The following is an 18,025-nucleotide window of genomic DNA, read 5'->3' as shown; positions in this document are numbered from 1 at the left end:
GGCGGGGACGCCCGCGACCCAGGCTTAGACCCGAGCCTAGCGGACCGTGACGGACCCCAGCCCGGACAGCGCGGCCGCGTAGGCGCGGTCAGCGTCAAGGTGGCGCAGCTCCTCAGCCAGGCAGTCTGCGTCGGAGCGCACGCTCATGGCCACGAGCGCGTCCGGGCTGCCCGGGACCGACAGCCGGACCGTCTGCGGGTCCTGGACGCGGATGACGATCGGTCCGGACTCACGCTCGAGGACGACCTTGCGGATCGGGAAGATCTCGTCGACGTCGATTTCGTCGTCGGAGTTGGCCATCTTCTCCTCCACGCGGCGTTCCACCGGCACGCCGAGACGGTCGGCCAGCCAGCCGGCGGCGATGTCGACGGAGGGGTTGTCGGCGGGGCCGCAGACGAGGGCGCTGGAGACGTCCTCGTGGGGGTAGCGATCCAGCGCGGAGGCGACGATGCCGCGCCAGTTGGTGATGCGCGACCACATCATGTCCGAGTCTCCTGGGGAGTAGCCGGAGGACAGGCGCAGCAGCGCGTTGCCGGAGACATTGTGGCGGGCGTTGGTGACGCGTCGCTGGGCGATCTTGCCGATGGGGTGTTTCGACGGTCGGGTCGGGGCGGTCGTCGGCCAGGAGGCGACGATCGGGGTGTCAGGCAGCAGCAGGGGAGTGACCACCGACGCCGGGTGCTCCGCCATCTCGCCGGAAAGCTTCATGACGACGAGCTCGGAGGCGCCGGAGTCGCGGCCGACGATCAGGCGTGCGTCCAGACGGGACTCCGTGCGGGAAGTGTCGGTGAGCATGACGAGCACGCGGGCCGGGTGCTCGTGGGAGGCGTCGCGGACCGGGGTGAGGATGGCTTCGATGTCGTCGTCGGCACGGGCCAGGACGATGAGGGTGAGGACGCGGCCCGTCGCCAGGGAGTGGTTGTCCTGCTCGGCGAGCAGCGTGGCGCCGATTTCCTTGGTGGTGGTGTTGTTGAGCGTGATAATCATGTGTTCGATGCTCTCGATTCTTGTCTCGACCGGCTGGCTGCTACGGACGACGCCAGGCGTGGCCGTTGCGGGCCAGCATCTGATCGCCGCTCTCCGGGCCCCACGTGCCCGCCTTGTACTCGTCAGGACGCCCGTCCTCGGCCCAGAAGTCGAGGATGGGATCCAGGATCTGCCAGCTCAGCTCAACTTCTTCGTTGGTGGGGAAGAGGCTGGACTCGGCGAGCAGGGCATCCAGGATGAGGCGCTCATAGGCCTCCGGCGACTCCTCGGTGAAGGCCTCGGAGTAGGAGAAGTCCATGTTGACGTCGCGGACCTCCATCTCGGTGCCCGGGACCTTGGAGCCGAAGCGCATGAGGACGCCCTCGTCCGGCTGGACGCGGATGACCACGGCGTTGTTGCCCAGGGCGCTGATGTCGGAGGCGTCGAAGGGCAGGTGCGGGGCGTTCTTGAAGATCAGGGCGATCTCCGTGACACGGCGGCCCAGACGTTTGCCGGAACGCAGGTAGAAGGGCACACCGGCCCAGCGGCGGTTCTGCACCTCCAGGGTCAGGGCGGCGTAGGTCTCGGTGTTGGACTGCGGGTCGAAGCCCTCCTCCTCCCGCAGACCGACGACCTTCTCCGAGCCCTGCCAGCCGGCCGTGTACTGGCCCCGGGCGGTGGTCTCGTCCAACGGGTACACCGGGTGGGTGGCACGCAGGACCTTGACCTTCTCCATGCGTAGCTGGTCGGGGGAGAAGGAGACCGGCTCATCCATCGCGATCAGGGCCAGCAGCTGCAGCAGGTGGTTCTGGATGACGTCACGGGCGGCGCCGATGCCGTCGTAGTAGCCGGCGCGCCCGCCCAGGCCGATGTCCTCGGCCATGGTGATCTGCACCTGCTCGATGTACTGGGAGGTCCACAGCGGATCAAAGAGCTGGTTGGCGAAACGCAGCGCCAGGATGTTTTGCACCGTTTCCTTGCCCAGGTAGTGGTCGATGCGGAAGACCGACTCCTCCGGGAAGACGGCGTTGACGATGTTGTTGAGTTCCTTGGCGGACTCCTCGTCCTGGCCGAAGGGCTTCTCGATGATGACTCGGCGCCAGGACTCCTCGGTCGCCTTGGCCATGCCGGTGCGCTCGAGCTGGTGGCAGACGTCGGCGAAGGAATTCGGCGGGATGGACAGGTAGAACCCCCAGTTGCCGCCGGTGCCGCGGTGGGCGTCCATCTCCGCCAGCATGGCCGCCAGCTTGTCGAAGGCCTCGTCGTCGTCGAAGTTGCCCTGCGCGAAGTTCATGCCTTCGGCGAGTCGCTCCCAGACGGACTGGTGGAACTTCGTGCGGGCGCCCTCCTCGACGGCCGCGCGGACGTACTCGGTGAACTCCTCCTTGCTCCACTCCCGGCGGCCGAAGCCGATGAGCGTGAAGCCGGCCGGGAGGAGGCCACGGTTGGCGAGGTCGTAGATCGCTGGCAGGAGCTTCTTCCGTGCCAGATCGCCGGTGACCCCGAAGATGACCATGCCCGAGGGCCCGGCTATGCGGGGGAGACGCTTGTCAATGTCACTGCGGAGGGGGTTGACCCAACCATTCTGGGGATCTGACACGAGTTGGTCCTTTCGCGGTTGTTCTCGGTCTCTAAATTCTACCTGTCAACCGACAGACCCATCCGTAGGGGATCACGGATGGGTCTGACGGTCAGAACGCTGCGTAACGTTACTTGAGGTTCGCGGCCATGGACTCGAGCAGGTCGTTCCAGGCGTCCACGAACTTGTCGACGCCCTCCTGCTCGAGGACGCGGACGACGTCGGCCATGTCGATGCCGACGGCCTTCAGCTGCTTGAAGACCTGCTGTGCCTCGTCCTGGGTGCCCGTGAGGGTGTCGCCGTGGAGGTTGCCCTCGGCGAGGGCGGCGTCGATGGTGGCCTCCGGCATGGTGTTGACGGTGTTGGGGCCGGCCAGCTCGGAGACGTAGAGCGACTTCGGGTACTCCGGGTTCTTCACGCCGGTCGACGCCCACAGCGGCCGCTGCGGGTTGGCCCCGGCCGGAAGACCGGAATCCTCGCCGAGCTCCTGGAGGAACAGGGCGTAGGCCAGGCGGGCGTTGGCGATGCCGGCCTTGCCCCGCAGCGCCAGGGCCTCCTCGGAGCCGATGGCCTCGAGGCGCTTGTCGACCTCGGAGTCCATGCGGGAGACGAAGAAGGACGCCACGGAGTGAATCGTGGAGACGTCCTTGCCGGCCTCGGCGGCACGCTTGATGCCGTCCTTGAACGCGTGGATGACCTGCTTGTAGCGGTCGACAGAGAAGATCAGGGTGACGTTGACGGAGATGCCCTCGGCCAGCGCGTCGGAGATCGCCGGGATGGACTCGTCGGTCGCCGGGATCTTGATCATGACGTTCGGGCGGTCGACCTTGGCCCACAGGTCGCGGGCCTGCTCGATGGTGGCCGCGTGGTCGGCGGCGTGGCGCGGGTCGACCTCGATGGACACGCGGCCGTCCTTGCCGCCGGTCCGCTCGTAGACCGGGGCCAGGATGTCGCAGGCGTCCCGGACGTCATCGATGCTCATCGCGAAGACGGCCTCGTCGACGGCGACGCCGGCGTCCTTGAGCTCGGCGATCTGGGCGTCGTAGGCGGTGCCCTTGCTCATCGCGGAGGCGAAGATGGCCGGGTTGGTGGTCACGCCGACGATGGACTTGGTCTCGAGCAGCTCGGCCAGGTTGCCTGACTTGATGCGGTCGCGGGAGAGGTCGTCGAGCCAGGTGGAGGTACCGAGCTGGTACAGGTCGTCAATGGTGGTCATGCTCAAACTCCTTGTAGATGTGTGGGGGGCTACTTGCCGACGGCGGCTAGGGACTCGCGGGCCTTGGCGAGGACGTTCTCGGTGGTGAAGCCGAACTTCTCGAAGAGAACCTCAGCGGACGCGGACTCACCCCAGGTCTCGATGGAGACGGCGCGACCGGCGTCGCCGAGCAGGCGGTACCACGGCATCGCGATGCCGGCCTCGACGGAGACACGGGCCTTGACCTCCGGCGGAAGGACCTCGTTGCGGTAGGCCTCGTCCTGCTCCAGGAACCAATCCATGCACGGAACAGACACGACGCGGGCGGCGGTGCCCTCGCCCTCGAGCTTGGCGGCGGCTTCCACCGCGTACTGGACCTCGGAGCCGGTGGCCATGAGGATCACGTCCGGGGTGTCGGCGGAGGACTCGATCAGGACGTACGCGCCGCGGGCGACGCCCTCCCGGGCCTTGTCCTTGGTGCCCTCGAGAACCGGCAGGTTCTGGCGGGACAGCGCCAGCGCGCGCGGGCCCTGACGGTTCTCGACAGTGGCGACCCAGGCGGCGGCCGTCTCGTTGGCGTCGGCCGGGCGAATGACGGCCAGGTTGGGGATGGCGCGCAGGGCCGCGAGGTGCTCGATCGGCTGGTGCGTCGGACCGTCCTCGCCCAGGCCGATGGAGTCGTGGGTCCAGACGTAGACCGGGGCGATGTTCATCAGCGCCGCCAGGCGGACCGACGGGCGCATGTAGTCGGCGAACTGCAGGAAAGTGGCGCCGTAGGGCAGGGTCGGGCCGTGCAGGGCGATGCCGTTGAGGATGGCGCCCATGCCGTGCTCGCGGATGCCGAAGTGGAGGTTGCGGCCGTAGGGGGACATGGCGAAGGTGTCGGAGGAGCGCTTCTCCGGGCCGAAGGACTTCTCGCCCTCGATGATGGTGTTGGTGGAGCCGGCCAGATCGGCCGAACCGCCCCACAGCTCCGGCAGGGTCTTGCCCAGCGCCTGGAGGACGGCGCCGGAGGCCTTGCGGGTGGCAACGCCCTTCGGGTCGGCGTCCCAGGTCGGCAGCTCGGCGTCCCAGCTCTCCGGCAGCTCGCCGGCGCTCAGGCGGTCGAAGAGCTTCTTGTTCTCCGGGTTGGCGGCGGCCCACGCGTCGAACTTCTGCTGCCACTGGGCGCGCTTCTCGGCGCCGCGGTCGATGGCCCGGCGGGTGTGCGCGAGGACCTCGTCGTCGATGTGGAAGGTCTGGGCGGGGTCCAGGCCCAGGATTTCCTTGGTGGCGGCGACCTCGTCGGCGCCCAGGGCGGAGCCGTGGGAGGCGCCGGTGTTCAGGGCGTTGGGGGCCGGGTAGGCGATAACGGTGCGCACCCGAATGAAGGACGGCTTGTCGGTGACCTTCTGGGCCTCGGCGATGGCGGCCTCGAGGGCGGCGACGTCCTCGCCGCCGTCGATCTCCTGGACGTGCCAGTCGTAGGCCCGGTAGCGGTCGGCGACGTTCTCGGTGAACGCGATGACGGTGTCGTCCTCGATGGAAATGCGGTTGTCGTCGTAGAGGACGATGAGGTTGCCCAGACCCTGGGTGCCGGCGATGGAGGATGCCTCCGAGGTGACGCCCTCCTGGACGTCGCCGTCGGAGCAGATGGCGTAGATGAAGTGGTCGAACGGGGACTCACCCTCGGCGGTCTCCGGATCGAGAAGCCCACGCTCGCGGCGGGCCGCCATGGCCATGCCGACCGCGGAGGCCAGGCCCTGGCCCAGCGGCCCGGTGGTGATCTCGACGCCCTTGGTGTGGCCGTACTCCGGGTGGCCCGGGGTCAGGGAGTTCTCCGACCGCAGCGCCTTGATGTCCTCCATCTCCAGGCCGTAGCCGGCCAGGAAGAGCTGGAGGTAGAGGGTCAGGGAGGTGTGGCCCGGGGAGAGGACGAAGCGGTCGCGGCCGACCCACTTGTCGTCGCTGGGATCGTGGTCCATGACGCGCTGGAAGAGGGTGTACGCCATCGGGGCCAGTGACATGGCCGTGCCCGGGTGGCCGGAGCCGACGTTCTGGACGGCGTCAGCGGCGAGGGCACGAACGGTGTCGACGGCCTTGGTGTCGAGGTCCGTCCAGTCGGACGGGTAGTGGCGCTCAGTCAGAGCCTTCAGTTCGGGTGACAGTGTCACAGGGGATTCCTCGCTATAATCGTTCGGCTACGGGACCGGATTTTCTCCGGACATTTACGACAGTAACCAGCATAGTGGTTTTCCGTGCGCTATTGATGTTACCCATTGACTTTCGTCCGTGAAAATGTGGTCCACCGCACCGGGTTCCGGGCGCTGTAACGTGAGGTACCTGGTTCGGGGGCGGCGTCCGACGGGTCGGGTGGCAGTGGGGGACGTGGATTATCCACCGGGTTGAGTGGGGGATAGACTGTGGGACCACTGCCCGGAATGATCCTCCGCGCCCAATCGTGAGGTTGATTACTTCTGGAACTTTTGGACAGTGCCCGACGACTGATCACGTAGGCGCCCAAACAGGCCGCGGCCCATGTCGCTGAGGCTGATGCGGAGAGCGCCTCGTTTTATTGCCCGCGACCGAGACTCTTTGAGAGATCACTGGAGGAAGTCCCCTTGGACATCATTAAGGCCTACATTGCGCTTACGAAACCAAGGGTGATTGAGCTTCTCTTGGTCGCCGCAATCCCGGCCATGCTGCAGGCGCAACGTGGCCTGCCCGACCTCCAGCAGCTGCTCCTGATCCTGGGCACCCTGATCGGTGGCTGGATGGGCGCGGCCGCCGCAAACACCTTCAACATGGTCGCCGACTACGACATCGACCAGAAGATGGGCCGCACTCGGGCCCGCCCGCTGGTACGCCACAAGGTCACCAAGCAGAAGGCCACCGTCTTCGCCTGGGCCATGCTTGTCATCAGTGTCCTGTGGCTGGGCCTGCTGTGCAATTCCTGGCTGGCGGCCCTGTTCATCGTCATCACGAACTGGTTCTATATCTTCGTCTACACCAAGTGGCTCAAGCGTCGTACGTGGCAGAACGTCATCTGGGGCGGGGCCGCCGGCTGCATGCCGGTGCTTGTCGGCTGGGCCGTCATCCGCGACAACGCCCAGGACGGCCAGCCGGACATGTGGTGGCAGGCGATCGTGCTGTTCATGATCATCTTCTTCTGGACCCCGCCGCACACCTGGGCCCTGGCCATGAAGTACCGCGACGACTACGCCAAGGCGGAGGTTCCGATGCTGCCGGTCATCGCTTCCCCGGTCGAGACGACCCGCCAGATCCTGCTCTACACCTGGCTCACCGTCATCACCTCCCTCCTCCTCATCCCGGCCGCCTCCTGGATCTACCTCGTGGCCGCGATCCTCACCGGCGTCGTCTTCATCGCCGTCGCCACCAAGCTGCACCGCGACGTCGCCCGCGGCGAAGAGGTCAAGCCGCTGCGCCTGTTCATCCTTTCGAACAACTATCTGGCGCTGCTGTTCATCGGTCTCTCCGTCGACGCGGTCGTCAACCTGCCGACCCTCGCCGAGATACTCGGCTGGAACATCGCCTTCTTCTAGGCTTTCCTCCAACTCCCGAGGAGCACCGGGCCCCGGCCGCGCGCACAGCGTGGCCGGGGCCCGGTGGTTTCCGCCGGACCCGCCTGCTTGTCGACGTCCGCAGCTGCCCGCAGCGCCCCGGGGAGGCCCGGGCCGTCGGCGCCCCATCCACCCCGGAAACGAGGAACGCGCCACCGGCGGGCGGTGGCGCGTCCTGGGGTTCTTAGGTCAGGACCGGAAGCCGACGTCGGCCGTGGGCCCACAGGAAAGCGGTGAAGGCCACCACGACGGAGCTCATGGCGATGTGGGCCGGAACGGTCCAGCGCGGCACCCCCAGGTAGAACTGGGTGACGCCGATGGCCCACTGGATGACGATCATCGCGATGAGGACCCAGCTGGTACGGACGGCGTCCCGAGGGGACCTGGTGCGGTGGAGCATGACGACGGTGATGATCGTCAGGCCCAGGTAAAGGTACATGCTGGCGGCGTGGACGTAGGCGAGCATCTTGGTGTCGAGTTCCAGACGGCCGTCCATCCCCACGCCGGCGTCGCCGGAGTGGGGGCCGGAGCCGGTGACCATGGTCCCGGTCACCAGGACGAGCGACAACGCGATAGCGGCCACCAGGGCCAGGGTGCGGATGGTGCCCGGGAAGCGCCGGACCGGCTCGGCGGCGTCGGGCTCGGCGATGCGCATGTAGAGCAGCGCAGCGATCCAGACCAGGATCATCGAGGGCAGGAAGTGGATGGCGACTGCCCACCACTGCAGGTCGAGCAGGACGGAGATGCCGCCGATGACGGCCTGGACGATGACGCCGAGGCCGGAGAGGAAGGAGAGCCAGAGGATCTCGGAGCGACGGTGCGCGCGCAGGACGGCGATGAACAGGGCCAGCGCAATGGCCGCGAGCACGAAGGTCAGCAGGCGGTTGCCGAACTCGATGGCCTGATGGATGGCGGGGGCCGCGCCCTGCATCGGGACCAGGGAGCCCTCGTGGCAGTTGGGCCAGGTGTCACAGCCGAGCCCGGAGCCGGTGACACGGACGATGGAACCGGTGACGGTGATGCTGCCCTGGGCGATCAGGAGGACGAGCGCGAGGATGCGCTGCAGCCGGAGGGAGGGGCCCGTCCCGGTCGGGGTCCGCCGCGCGGGGGAGGAGGAAGTCGTTGAGGTGCTCACGGTGGTCAAGCGTACCTTTCGGAGTGATTCGCCCGGCCCCGCGGGCGCGCGGGGCGGACGTGGGAAAACTCATTTAGTCGAAGCGGAACCATTTGACCGCCGCAGCCGACGCAAGCGCCGCCCAGACGGTCAGGACCCCCAGCTGGAGCCAGGGGACGGCGCCCCCGAACGCCACGGTCAGGCCGGAGGCCAGGGCGACGGAGGGAAGGAGGTTCCACCAGCCGGCGTCGGCGAGCCCCTGCGAGTACAGCACCCAGCCGACGAGGGCCACGAGGATGAGCCACACGAGGTTGGCCAGCCCCAGCACCGCCTCCGCGGACATCGAGCCGCCCATCAGCAGGCCCATGGAGGTGAACGCGGTGACGCCGACGAGCAGGGTGATGAGACCGAAGACGACCCCGACGGCGTCGGCGCGCCAGCCCAGAATCAGGGCGGTGACGCCCAGCAGGAGGATCTGAATGACGACCATGGCCAGGACCGCGAGGATCTTGCCCACGATGATCGTCCAGGCCGGAACGCCCGAGGCGCCGGTGCGTTTGAGTGCGCCGTAGCGCCGGTCGAAAGCCAGGCCGATGGCCTGGCCGGTGAAACCGGCGGAGGTGGCGGCGACGGCGAGGATCATCGGGAAAACCTCGGCGACCCCCGTTTCCTCGCCGAGCACCGGGATGAAGGCCGCGACGATGAGCATGGCCAAGGGCACGATGAGGTTGAGCAGCTGCTGCTCACCGTGGCGGATCATCAGCTTCGTCTCGATGAGCCCCTGCGCCCGCGCCATGGCGGCGTGGGAGGCGTGCTTCGGGGCCGGTGTGAAAGTCCCCGGGGGGAAGGCCGCGGCCAGGGTCTCGGCGGGTTCCCGGCGGATGGTGCGTTCAGTCAACGGGGGTCAGCTCCTCAGGTCTCGACCGGTGATGTCCAGGAAAACGTCCTCCAGGTTGCGGTGGGTGACCGCCACGCTGCGCAGCAGCACCCCCTGGGCGGCGGCGCCGGCGGCGACGGCCGCGAGCAGCTCCGGGGTGGCGGGGGCGGCCACCCGGTAGTGCAGCGGCCTCGTCATCGTCAGGCCGTGGACGTTCATGCCGCTCACGTCCAGGTCCCGGTCGGTGGTCAGCAGGAGCTCCTCGGCCCGGGTGGCGTCACCCGCGGTGAGTTCGGCGGGCGAACCCTGCGCGACGACGCGTCCGCGGTCGATGATGACGACGTCGTCGGCCAGCGCCTCGGCCTCGTCCATCATGTGCGTGGTGAGGACGACGGTGACGCCGTCGCGCTTGAGGGCCCTGATGAGATCCCACACCGCCAGCCGGGACTGGGCGTCCATGCCGGCGGTCGGTTCGTCGAGGAAGACCATCTGCGGGCGCGAGATCAGGGCCATGGCGATGGACAGGCGCTGCTTCTGGCCGCCGGAGAGGCGTCGATAAGCCGTCGATCGCACCCCGTCGAGGCCGAGGAGGCCGATGAGCCAGTCAGGGTCGTGGGGGTTGTGGTGGTAGGAGGCGGACAGGTGCATCATCTCCGCGACGCGGGCGCCGTTGTAGGCGCCGCCCTCCTGCAGCATGATGCCGATGCGCTCCCGAACCCGCTCCGGGTGGGTGGCCGGGTTGAGACCGAGCACGGAGATCTCCCCGGAAGTCGGGGCCAAAAATCCCTCGCACATTTCGATGGTGGTCGTCTTGCCGGCGCCGTTGGGGCCGAGGAACGCGAGCACGGTGCCCGGCTGCACATCCATGGTCAGGCCGTCGACGGCTCTGGTGCCTCCGAAGGACTTGACCACGTCGGTCAACGTCAGCGCGGGTCCGTCGAAAGTAGTAGTCACGGCTGCACAGTCTAGGGTATCCAGCGGAGTTTCCGAAGTAGGAACCACCCGGCGGCCAGGATGGTCAGCGCGGACACGATGGCCCCCAGATAGATGGTGACGACCGTGTCGGGCGGCAGGGCCAGACCGCGCGGCAGAACGGTGAAGGACATGAGCGCGGAATAAACGACGACGACCACCCGGAAGAACATCCGGTTGGCCCACGCCGCCATGGGGACGATCGCCCACAGCAGGTACCAGGGGTGAACGACGGGGAAAAGGACGACGAGCACGAGCGTGCCGACGCCGAGACCGCCGACCGGGTGGATGCGGCCGTCATAGGTGGCGAAGAGCATCCGGACGATGAAGCCGGCAGCGACCGCGAGGCCGACGGTGCGGGTGATGCCGAGGGCCGCCTCGGTGTGGTCGCCGAGATCGAGCAGCATGCCGAGGAACCCGAAGACCACCCCGAGGTCGGTGGTCATCGACATCCAGCTGCGGATGGTGGCCGCCCCGCCCTGGCCGGTGACCCACCCCAACCCGATGCCGGTCACCGCGGAGGCGACGGCGACGGTGACGACCAGCGCCAGCGTCTTGACCAGTCCTGCGGCAAGGATTGACGCCCATTTATTCACACCCCCGCGGGCGAAATAAGCCGCCAGCGCCATACCGGTGAAGCCCAGGCCCAAGAAGCCGGTGACTTTGACCAGGCCGGCACAGGTGATCAGCGCCGCGGACAACAGGGTGAGCGCCCATCCGCTGCGCCTCCGGCCGCGTTCCAGGCGGGAGATGCCGCGCAGCGCGACCTCAAGTCCGACCAGGAGTAAACCCAGGAGAATCGACTCGTTGTGGATACCCCCGACCAGGTGGAGGATGGTCAGTGGATTGAGGATGCCCAACCACAGTGCCGTGACGGGGGAGACGTTGCAGCGGCGTGCCAGCCGGGAGACGGCCCAGGAGGCGGCGACCAGGCCGGTGATCGAGACCAGCCGGTGGGCGATGACGCCGAGCATGATGTTGTCAGCCGTGAGGACGCTGATGGCCGCGGCGAGGCCGAGAGCCACCGGCCCGTAGGGGGAGGGGGATTGCGCCCAGATGAACGGCACCGACCGGGCCAGGTGATTTTCCGTCCCCAGCAGCTCGACAGGTCCGGCGGCGTAGGGGTCCATCCCCTGCGCGACGATCGAGCCCTGCGCCAGATAGGAGTAGATGTCCTGCGTGAACAGCGGGGCCGTGACCAACAGGGGCAGGGTCCATGCGACGAAAGTGCGTTTGACGTGGCCCAGCGGCACGGTGATGGCCGAGCGCGTCGCGCCCACCACCGGGGCCATGAGCACCCAGGAAACCACCATCAGCGCAACCCCAACGAACACGACGATCGAGGAGGTCTGCAGCATGCGCGACATCAGTGAGCCCAGCGGGGCGTGGACGTAGGGGTTGGCGACCACCGGCAGGGCGCCCGCCCCCAGCGCGCCGACGGCGATCAATAACGTGCCCACCGTGCCAATCCAGCGCAGGACCGCGAAGCGGTGCAGGTGGCGGGCCGACGAGGCGACGTGGGCGTCCTCATGCTCGGCATCATGCAGGGCCGCGGCCCGGGAGCCGGGCAGCCCGAGGCGGGGCAGGGTCCCGTTGAGGACCCCCCGTCGGCCGGTTCGCGCGCGGGATGGGTTGGGTGTGCTCACGTCGGCCCATCCTACGTTTCTCCCCCTGCGCGACACGCCGGGACAGGCACAGGTGGACATGCCGGAATATTTACGGAACACTATTGTTGTCTAAAGGGGACCGGCTTGGTCCGACAAAGATTTAAGAACGGGTGGTGAGAGTATATGGCACAGGGACATGGCGCACAGAAGTCGCCGGGCGAGACCCCGTCGCCGGAAACTCGATCAGTCGAAGGGGAGACCCGCAGCCAGGTGCTGCGCCACCTCCTCAAGCATGGCCCATCAACAGCGTCCGACCTGGGCGGTTCCCTCGGCTTTTCAGCCGCCGGCGTTCGTCGGCACCTAGACATTCTCGTCGATGATGGTCTGGCGGAGGTGGTGGAGTGGCGGGACGGCAAGTCCGTCGGCCGCGGCCGCCCCGCCAAACATTACCGACTCACGGATCGGGGGCGCGGCCAGTTCGGCCACGCCTACGACGACCTCGCCGCGGACGCGCTGAACAGCCTGCGCGAATTCGGCGGGGACGATGCCGTGGCAGCCTTCGCCCGCAAGCGGGTCGAGGACATCGTCTCCGACGTGGATCCCGCGGACGAGTCCGAGGACTCCGTGGAGGAGACGACACGCAAACTGGCCGAGGCCTTCGACCGGAACGGGTACGCGGCAACCGTGACCCGGGCCGGCAACGGCATCCAGATCTGCCAGCACCATTGTCCGGTGGCCAGCGTCGCCGGTGAGCATCCGGAGCTATGTGAGGCCGAGCACGAGGTCATCTCGTCGCTGGTCGGCCTGCACGTCCAGCCGCTCGCCTCAATCACTGACGGCCACGGCATCTGCACGACCAATATTCCGCTGAAGACCAACGCGACGCTGGATGCGTTGGACGAACTCGCCGCCGTGGAGGACGGACCCCGACGCAGGGGCCTCCGCGACAAAGATGAAAAGTAACTGAAAGGAGCGGATCATGACCCAGGCTAAGCCCGCACCGGGCCTCGAAAACCCGATGAGCGATGACGAGATCATCGACTCGATCGGTGATTACGCATACGGATGGCACGATTCCGACGAGGCCGGTGCATCTGCACGACGTGGCCTGAGCGAGGATGTCGTCCGCGACATCTCCGCACTCAAGGACGAGCCCGAGTGGATGCTTGAGCAGCGACTCAAGGCACTGAACATCTTCGACAAGAAGCCGGTCCCGACGTGGGGCGCAGACCTCTCCGGCATCGACTTCGACAACATCAAGTACTTCGTGCGGTCGACCGAGGGCCAGGCCCAGAGCTGGGAGGACCTTCCGGAGGACATCAAGGACACCTACGACAAGCTGGGTATCCCGGAGGCCGAGAAGCAGCGCCTGGTCGCCGGTGTCGCCGCGCAGTATGAGTCGGAGGTCGTCTACCACCAGATCCGCGAGGACCTGGAGGAGAAGGGCGTCATCTTCGTCGACACCGACACGGCACTGCGGGAGCACTTCGACCTGTTCAAGGAGTACTTCGGCACGGTCATCCCGGCCGGCGACAACAAGTTCTCCGCCCTGAACACCGCGGTCTGGTCCGGCGGCTCCTTCATCTACGTGCCCCCGGGAGTCCACGTGGACATCCCCCTGCAGGCCTACTTCCGCATCAACACGGAGAACATGGGCCAGTTCGAGCGCACCCTGATCATCGCCGACGAGGGTTCCTACGTCCACTACGTCGAGGGCTGCACCGCCCCGATCTACAAGTCGGACTCCCTGCACTCCGCGGTCGTCGAGATCATCGTGAAGAAGGACGCGCGCGTCCGCTACACCACGATCCAGAACTGGTCCCAGAACGTCTACAACCTGGTCACCAAGCGTGCCAAGGCCGAAGAGGGCGCCACCATGGAGTGGGTCGACGGCAACATCGGCTCCAAGGTCACCATGAAGTACCCGGCGGTCTGGATGACCGGCGAGCACGCCAAGGGCGAGGTCCTTTCCGTCGCTTTCGCCGGCGAGGGCCAGTACCAGGACACCGGCGCCAAGATGGTGCACATGGCTCCGTACACCTCCTCCAACGTCGTCTCGAAGTCCGTCGCCCGCGGCGGCGGCCGGGCGTCCTACCGCGGCCTGGTGCAGATCAACGCTAACGCCCACCACTCGTACTCCAACATCGAGTGTGACGCGCTGCTGGTGGACAACATCTCCCGCTCGGACACCTACCCGTACAACGACATCCGCAACGACCACGTGACCCTCGGTCACGAGGCCACGGTGTCCCAGGTCTCCGAGGAGCAGCTGTTCTACCTCATGGCCCGCGGCATCCCGGAGGAGGAGGCCATGGCGATGATCGTCCGTGGCTTCGTCGAGCCGATCGCGAAGGAGCTCCCGATGGAGTACGCGCTCGAGCTCAACCGTCTTATTGAACTCCAGATGGAAGGATCGGTGGGTTAAGAGTGACTGCACCACTGAAGACCGTTGCCAGCGGTGACGGCATCGCGAACAAGGGCGACGTCTTCGCCTCATTCAACGTCGAGGACTTCGCCGTCCCGAAGGGCAAGGACGAGGTCTGGCGCTTCGTCTCGCTGCGTCGCCTGCGCGGCCTCCACGACGGCGAGTTCGCCGACGCCACCGGTCAGGCGATCGCCGTGTCTGCACCGGAGAACGTGACCTTCGAGGCCGTCGCCAAGGATGACGAGCGCGTCGGCGTCGCCGGCGCCCCAGTCGATCGCGTCGCGGCCCAGGCCTGGACCTCCATGCCGGAGGCCCACCTGGTCACTGTTCCGGCGGAGGCCCGCCTCGCCGAGCCAGTCGTGATCACCATCTCCGGCAAGGGGGAGGGCGTGACCTCCTTCGGCGCTACCACCGTCGACCTCGGCCGCCACTCCGAGTCCACCGTCGTCCTGCGCTACGAGGGCTCCGGCACCCACGCCGACAACGTGGAGTTCCTCGTCGGCGACGGCGCGCGGGTCAACGTCGTCGTGGACGCCAACTGGGACAACGACGCCGTCCACCTGTCCAACCAGCGCATCCAGGTCGGTCGCGACGCCACCATCAAGCACACCGTCATCACCTTCGGCGGCGAGACCGTGCGCATCGTTCCGCGCGTGACCTACACCGCCCCGGGCGGCGACGCGGAGCTCTCCGGCCTGTACTTCGCCGACTCCGGCCAGTACATCGAGAACCGGCTGACGGTGGATCACTCCCAGCCGAACTGCCGCTCCAACGTCCTGTACAAGGGCGCGCTGCAGGCCGAGTCCAAGGAGCGCGCCGCGGAAGCCCGCACGTGCTGGGTCGGTGACGTCCTGATTCGCTCCAACGCGCAGAACACCGACACCTACGAGACCAACCGCAACCTGGTCCTCAGCGACAACGCCCGTGCAGACGCGATCCCCAACCTGGAGATCGAGACCGGCGAGATCGCCGGCGCAGGCCACGCCGCCACCGTGGGTCGTTTCGACGACCTGGAGATCTTCTACCTCATGTCCCGCGGTATCCCGGAAGCGGATGCCCGCCGCATGATCATCCGCGGATTCTTCACCGAGGTCATCAACCGGGTGCCGGTTGAGTCCATCCGCGAAGAGCTCGAGAACCGCGTTGTCGACGAGCTCGGCGCGTAAGCCCAACCACACCTGATTGAGTTAAAGAAGGAAGATTAGAAGATGTCTACTCTCGAAATCAAGAACCTCCACGCCCAGGTCCTCCCGTCGGAGGAGGGCGCCGAGCCGATCAAGATCCTCAACGGCGTCAACCTGACCATCAAGTCCGGTGAGATCCACGCCATCATGGGCCCGAACGGCTCCGGCAAGTCCACCCTGTCCTACGCCATCGCCGGCCACCCGAAGTACGAGATCACCGAGGGCGAGGTCCTGCTGGACGGCGAGAACATCCTGGAGCTCGACGTCGACGAGCGCGCCCGCGCGGGCCTGTTCCTGGCGATGCAGTACCCGACCGAGATCCCGGGCGTCGCCTCCTCCAACTTCCTGCGCACCGCCGCCACCCATGTCCGCGGCGAGGCCCCCGCCCTGCGTGAGTGGGTCAAGGAGGTCAACGAGGCACGCGACAACCTGAAGATGGACAAGTCCTTCGGTGAGCGCTCCGTCAACGAGGGCTTCTCCGGCGGCGAGAAGAAGCGCCACGAGGTCCTGCAGCTGGGCATCCTCAAGCCGAAGTTCGCCATCATGGATGAGACCGACTCCGGCCTCGACGTCGACGCCCTGCGCATCGTCTCCGACGGCATCAACCGCTACCAGGAGGAGACCAACGGCGGCATCCTCATGATCACGCACTACAAGCGCATCCTCGAGTACGTGAAGCCGGACTACGTCCACGTCTTCGCCAACGGCCAGGTCATCAAGACGGGCGGCGCGGAGCTGGCCGACGCCCTCGAGGCCGCGGGCTACGAGCAGTTCGTCGGTTAAGCGCCGCCGAGATCATCACCCTGAGGTAATAGCAAAAGGAGAGAAATGACGTACGTCAACCCTGACGGAACGCTGAACGTCGACGCCATCCGCGCCGAGTTCCCGATTCTCGGACGCAGCGTGCGCGGCGACAAGCCCTTGGTCTATCTGGACTCGGGTGCCACTTCACAGCGTCCGGAACGGGTCTGGCGTGCGGAGGAGGAGTTCGTCCTCCACACCTTCGCTCCCGTCCACCGCGGTTCCTACCAGCTCGCTGAGGAAGCCACGGAGACCTACGAGGGCGCCCGCGACAAGATCGCCGCTTTCGTCGGTGCCAGGGGCACCGAGATCGCGTTCGCCAAGAACGCCACCGAGGCGCTCAACCTCGTCGCCTACACCCTGGGCGACGACCGTGCGGGCGAGCTGCGGGTGCAGGCGGGGGACACGGTGGTCGTCACCGAGCTCGAGCACCACGCGAACCTGGTTCCGTGGCAGGAGCTGTGCCGCCGCACCGGCGCGACCCTCAAGTGGTACGAGATGACCGACGACGGCCGCATCGACCTCGACTCCCTCGAGCTGGATGAGACCGTCAAGGTCGTCGCCTTCACCCACCAGTCGAACGTGACGGGCGCGGTCACCGACGTCCCCGAGGTCGTCCGCCGTGCCCAGGCCGTCGGCGCGCTCACCGTGCTCGACGCCTGCCAGTCCGTTCCGCACATGCCGGTGAACTTCACCGAGCTGGGCGTGGACTTCGCGGCCTTCTCCGGCCACAAGATGCTCGGCCCCTCCGGTGTCGGCGCCGTCTACGGCCGCGGCGACCACCTGGACAAGCTGCCCCCGTTCCTCACCGGCGGTTCCATGATCGAGGTCGTGCAGATGGACCAGTCGACCTACGCGCCGGCTCCGCAGCGCTTTGAAGCGGGCACCCAGATGACCAGCCAGGTCGTCGGACTCGGTGCCGCCGTCGATTTCCTCGCGGAGATCGGCATGGACGCCATCCAGCGCCATGAGCACGACCTGACCGCCTACGCCCTGGAACGGATGAACCAGATCTCCGGCCTGCGCATCGCCGGGCCGACGGAGGCCGTGGACAGGGGAGGCGCCATCTCCTTCACCATCGACGGAGTCCACCCGCACGACCTGGGCCAGCTGCTCGACGACGCCGGCGTCAGCATCCGCACCGGGCACCACTGTGCCTGGCCCGCCCACCGCCGCCTGGACTGCCAGTCGACCGGGCGTGCTAGTTTCTACCTGTACAACACCCGCTCCGAGATCGACGCCCTCGTCGACGCCATCGAACGGGCCAAGAATTTCTTTGGGGTGAAGTAGATGAGCATGGAAGCCATGTACCAGGAGGTCATCCTGGACCACTACAAGAACCCGAAGCACTCCGGTCTGCGTGACCCTTTCGGTGCCGAGGTTCACCACGTCAATCCGTCGTGCGGCGACGAGATCACGCTGCGCGTCAGGCTTTCCGATGACGGCAAGGTCGTCGAGGACGTGTCCTACGACGCGGAAGGCTGTTCCATCTCCCAGGCCTCGACCTCGGTGATGACCGACGAGGTCATCGGCCAGAGCGTCGATAAGGCCATGGAGAAGCTCGCCGCATTCGAGCAGATGATCACCTCCCGCGGGGAGGAGGAGGGCGACGGAGAGCTCATCGGTGACGGTGTGGCCTTCTCCGGCGTCGCTAAGTTCCCGGCCCGCGTCAAGTGCGCGCTGCTGGGATGGAAGGCGTTCCAGGCGGCGACGTCTGACGCACTCAATGAAGGAGAGAAATAACC

At 67.0% G+C, this 18,025-nt stretch carries 15 protein-coding genes; 7 read left to right on the top strand and 8 right to left on the bottom strand.

The window, feature by feature from the left end; genetic code table 11:
• Nucleotides 1–36 precede the first annotated feature (36 nt).
• The 4 genes from CGUA_RS06965 to tkt all read right to left on the bottom strand — a co-directional run bounded on the left by CGUA_RS06965 (nucleotide 37) and on the right by tkt (nucleotide 5,893).
• Nucleotides 37–987, bottom strand: a complete 951-nt coding sequence (locus CGUA_RS06965; RefSeq protein WP_290194092.1) for a glucose-6-phosphate dehydrogenase assembly protein OpcA — start codon at nucleotides 985–987, stop codon at nucleotides 37–39.
• Nucleotides 988–1,027: 40 nt separating this feature from the next.
• Entirely contained in the window at nucleotides 1,028–2,566 is a 1,539-nt protein-coding gene (zwf, locus tag CGUA_RS06960) for a glucose-6-phosphate dehydrogenase (protein WP_290194091.1), read from the bottom strand.
• A 109-nt stretch (nucleotides 2,567–2,675) separates the two neighbouring features.
• Complete coding sequence (gene tal / locus CGUA_RS06955) at nucleotides 2,676–3,761, bottom strand: transaldolase (RefSeq protein WP_290194089.1); 1,086 nt, start codon at nucleotides 3,759–3,761, stop codon at nucleotides 2,676–2,678.
• A 29-nt stretch (nucleotides 3,762–3,790) separates the two neighbouring features.
• Nucleotides 3,791–5,893, bottom strand: coding sequence for a transketolase (tkt, locus tag CGUA_RS06950; RefSeq protein WP_290194087.1), 2,103 nt, complete (start codon nucleotides 5,891–5,893; stop codon nucleotides 3,791–3,793).
• A 447-nt stretch (nucleotides 5,894–6,340) separates the two neighbouring features.
• On the opposite strand from tkt, the gene CGUA_RS06945 reads away from it, so the two are divergent.
• A complete protein-coding gene (locus tag CGUA_RS06945) occupies nucleotides 6,341–7,282 on the top strand; it encodes a heme o synthase (protein WP_290194085.1) in 942 nt (313 codons plus the stop codon).
• Between the two features lie 202 nt (nucleotides 7,283–7,484).
• On the opposite strand, the gene CGUA_RS06940 is transcribed toward CGUA_RS06945, so the two are convergent.
• The 4 genes from CGUA_RS06940 to mptB all read right to left on the bottom strand — a co-directional run bounded on the left by CGUA_RS06940 (nucleotide 7,485) and on the right by mptB (nucleotide 11,909).
• Nucleotides 7,485–8,435, bottom strand: a complete 951-nt coding sequence (locus CGUA_RS06940; protein ID WP_290194083.1) for a COX15/CtaA family protein — start codon at nucleotides 8,433–8,435, stop codon at nucleotides 7,485–7,487.
• A gap of 73 nt (nucleotides 8,436–8,508) precedes the next feature.
• Nucleotides 8,509–9,273 (bottom strand): ABC transporter permease, encoded by a 765-nt coding sequence (locus CGUA_RS06935; protein ID WP_374725070.1) that lies wholly within the window; start codon nucleotides 9,271–9,273, stop codon nucleotides 8,509–8,511.
• 45 nt (nucleotides 9,274–9,318) lie between these two features.
• Nucleotides 9,319–10,245 (bottom strand): ABC transporter ATP-binding protein, encoded by a 927-nt coding sequence (locus CGUA_RS06930; protein ID WP_290194081.1) that lies wholly within the window; start codon nucleotides 10,243–10,245, stop codon nucleotides 9,319–9,321.
• A gap of 11 nt (nucleotides 10,246–10,256) precedes the next feature.
• On the bottom strand, nucleotides 10,257–11,909 hold the full coding sequence (gene mptB, locus CGUA_RS06925; protein ID WP_290194079.1) for a polyprenol phosphomannose-dependent alpha 1,6 mannosyltransferase MptB: 1,653 nt from the start codon (nucleotides 11,907–11,909) through the stop codon (nucleotides 10,257–10,259).
• A gap of 144 nt (nucleotides 11,910–12,053) precedes the next feature.
• Here mptB and CGUA_RS06920 point away from each other — a divergent pair, with 144 nt between their 5' ends.
• Genes CGUA_RS06920 through sufU form a run of 6 tightly spaced genes read left to right on the top strand, consistent with a single transcriptional unit; the run spans nucleotide 12,054 to nucleotide 18,023 of the window.
• Nucleotides 12,054–12,833, top strand: coding sequence for a helix-turn-helix transcriptional regulator (locus CGUA_RS06920; RefSeq protein WP_290194077.1), 780 nt, complete (start codon nucleotides 12,054–12,056; stop codon nucleotides 12,831–12,833).
• A gap of 16 nt (nucleotides 12,834–12,849) precedes the next feature.
• On the top strand, nucleotides 12,850–14,295 hold the full coding sequence (gene sufB / locus CGUA_RS06915) for a Fe-S cluster assembly protein SufB (protein ID WP_290194075.1): 1,446 nt from the start codon (nucleotides 12,850–12,852) through the stop codon (nucleotides 14,293–14,295).
• Between the two features lie 2 nt (nucleotides 14,296–14,297).
• Nucleotides 14,298–15,461 (top strand): Fe-S cluster assembly protein SufD, encoded by a 1,164-nt coding sequence (sufD, locus tag CGUA_RS06910; RefSeq protein ID WP_290194073.1) that lies wholly within the window; start codon nucleotides 14,298–14,300, stop codon nucleotides 15,459–15,461.
• A gap of 42 nt (nucleotides 15,462–15,503) precedes the next feature.
• Entirely contained in the window at nucleotides 15,504–16,262 is a 759-nt protein-coding gene (gene sufC, locus CGUA_RS06905) for a Fe-S cluster assembly ATPase SufC (RefSeq protein ID WP_290194071.1), read from the top strand.
• A gap of 45 nt (nucleotides 16,263–16,307) precedes the next feature.
• Nucleotides 16,308–17,570 carry a cysteine desulfurase gene (locus CGUA_RS06900; protein ID WP_290194068.1) on the top strand — a complete coding sequence of 421 codons (1,263 nt, stop codon included), beginning with the start codon at nucleotides 16,308–16,310 and terminating at the stop codon, nucleotides 17,568–17,570.
• A complete protein-coding gene (sufU, locus tag CGUA_RS06895; RefSeq protein WP_290194066.1) occupies nucleotides 17,571–18,023 on the top strand; it encodes a Fe-S cluster assembly sulfur transfer protein SufU in 453 nt (150 codons plus the stop codon). It begins immediately after the preceding gene.
• The last annotated feature ends 2 nt before the right edge of the window (nucleotides 18,024–18,025 follow it).

Origin of the sequence: Corynebacterium guangdongense, from assembly GCF_030408915.1 — a bacterium.
Taxonomy (GTDB): Bacteria; Actinomycetota; Actinomycetes; order Mycobacteriales; family Mycobacteriaceae; genus Corynebacterium; species Corynebacterium guangdongense.
The sequence above is the reverse complement of the archived record's forward strand: the minus strand, read 5'-3'. Positions and strand labels throughout refer to the sequence as shown.

Bases quoted from the DNA above. Each gene is read 5' to 3' on its own strand.
- CGUA_RS06965 (WP_290194092.1), bottom strand. From the start codon at position 987: ATGATTATCACGCTCAACAACACCACCACCAAGGAAATCGGCGCCACG.
- tal (WP_290194089.1), bottom strand. From the start codon at position 3,761: ATGACCACCATTGACGACCTGTACCAGCTCGGTACCTCCACCTGGCTC.
- CGUA_RS06920 (WP_290194077.1), top strand. From the start codon at position 12,054: ATGGCACAGGGACATGGCGCACAGAAGTCGCCGGGCGAGACCCCGTCG.
- sufB (WP_290194075.1), top strand. From the start codon at position 12,850: ATGACCCAGGCTAAGCCCGCACCGGGCCTCGAAAACCCGATGAGCGAT.
- sufC (WP_290194071.1), top strand. From the start codon at position 15,504: ATGTCTACTCTCGAAATCAAGAACCTCCACGCCCAGGTCCTCCCGTCG.
- CGUA_RS06900 (WP_290194068.1), top strand. From the start codon at position 16,308: ATGACGTACGTCAACCCTGACGGAACGCTGAACGTCGACGCCATCCGC.
- sufU (WP_290194066.1), top strand. From the start codon at position 17,571: ATGAGCATGGAAGCCATGTACCAGGAGGTCATCCTGGACCACTACAAG.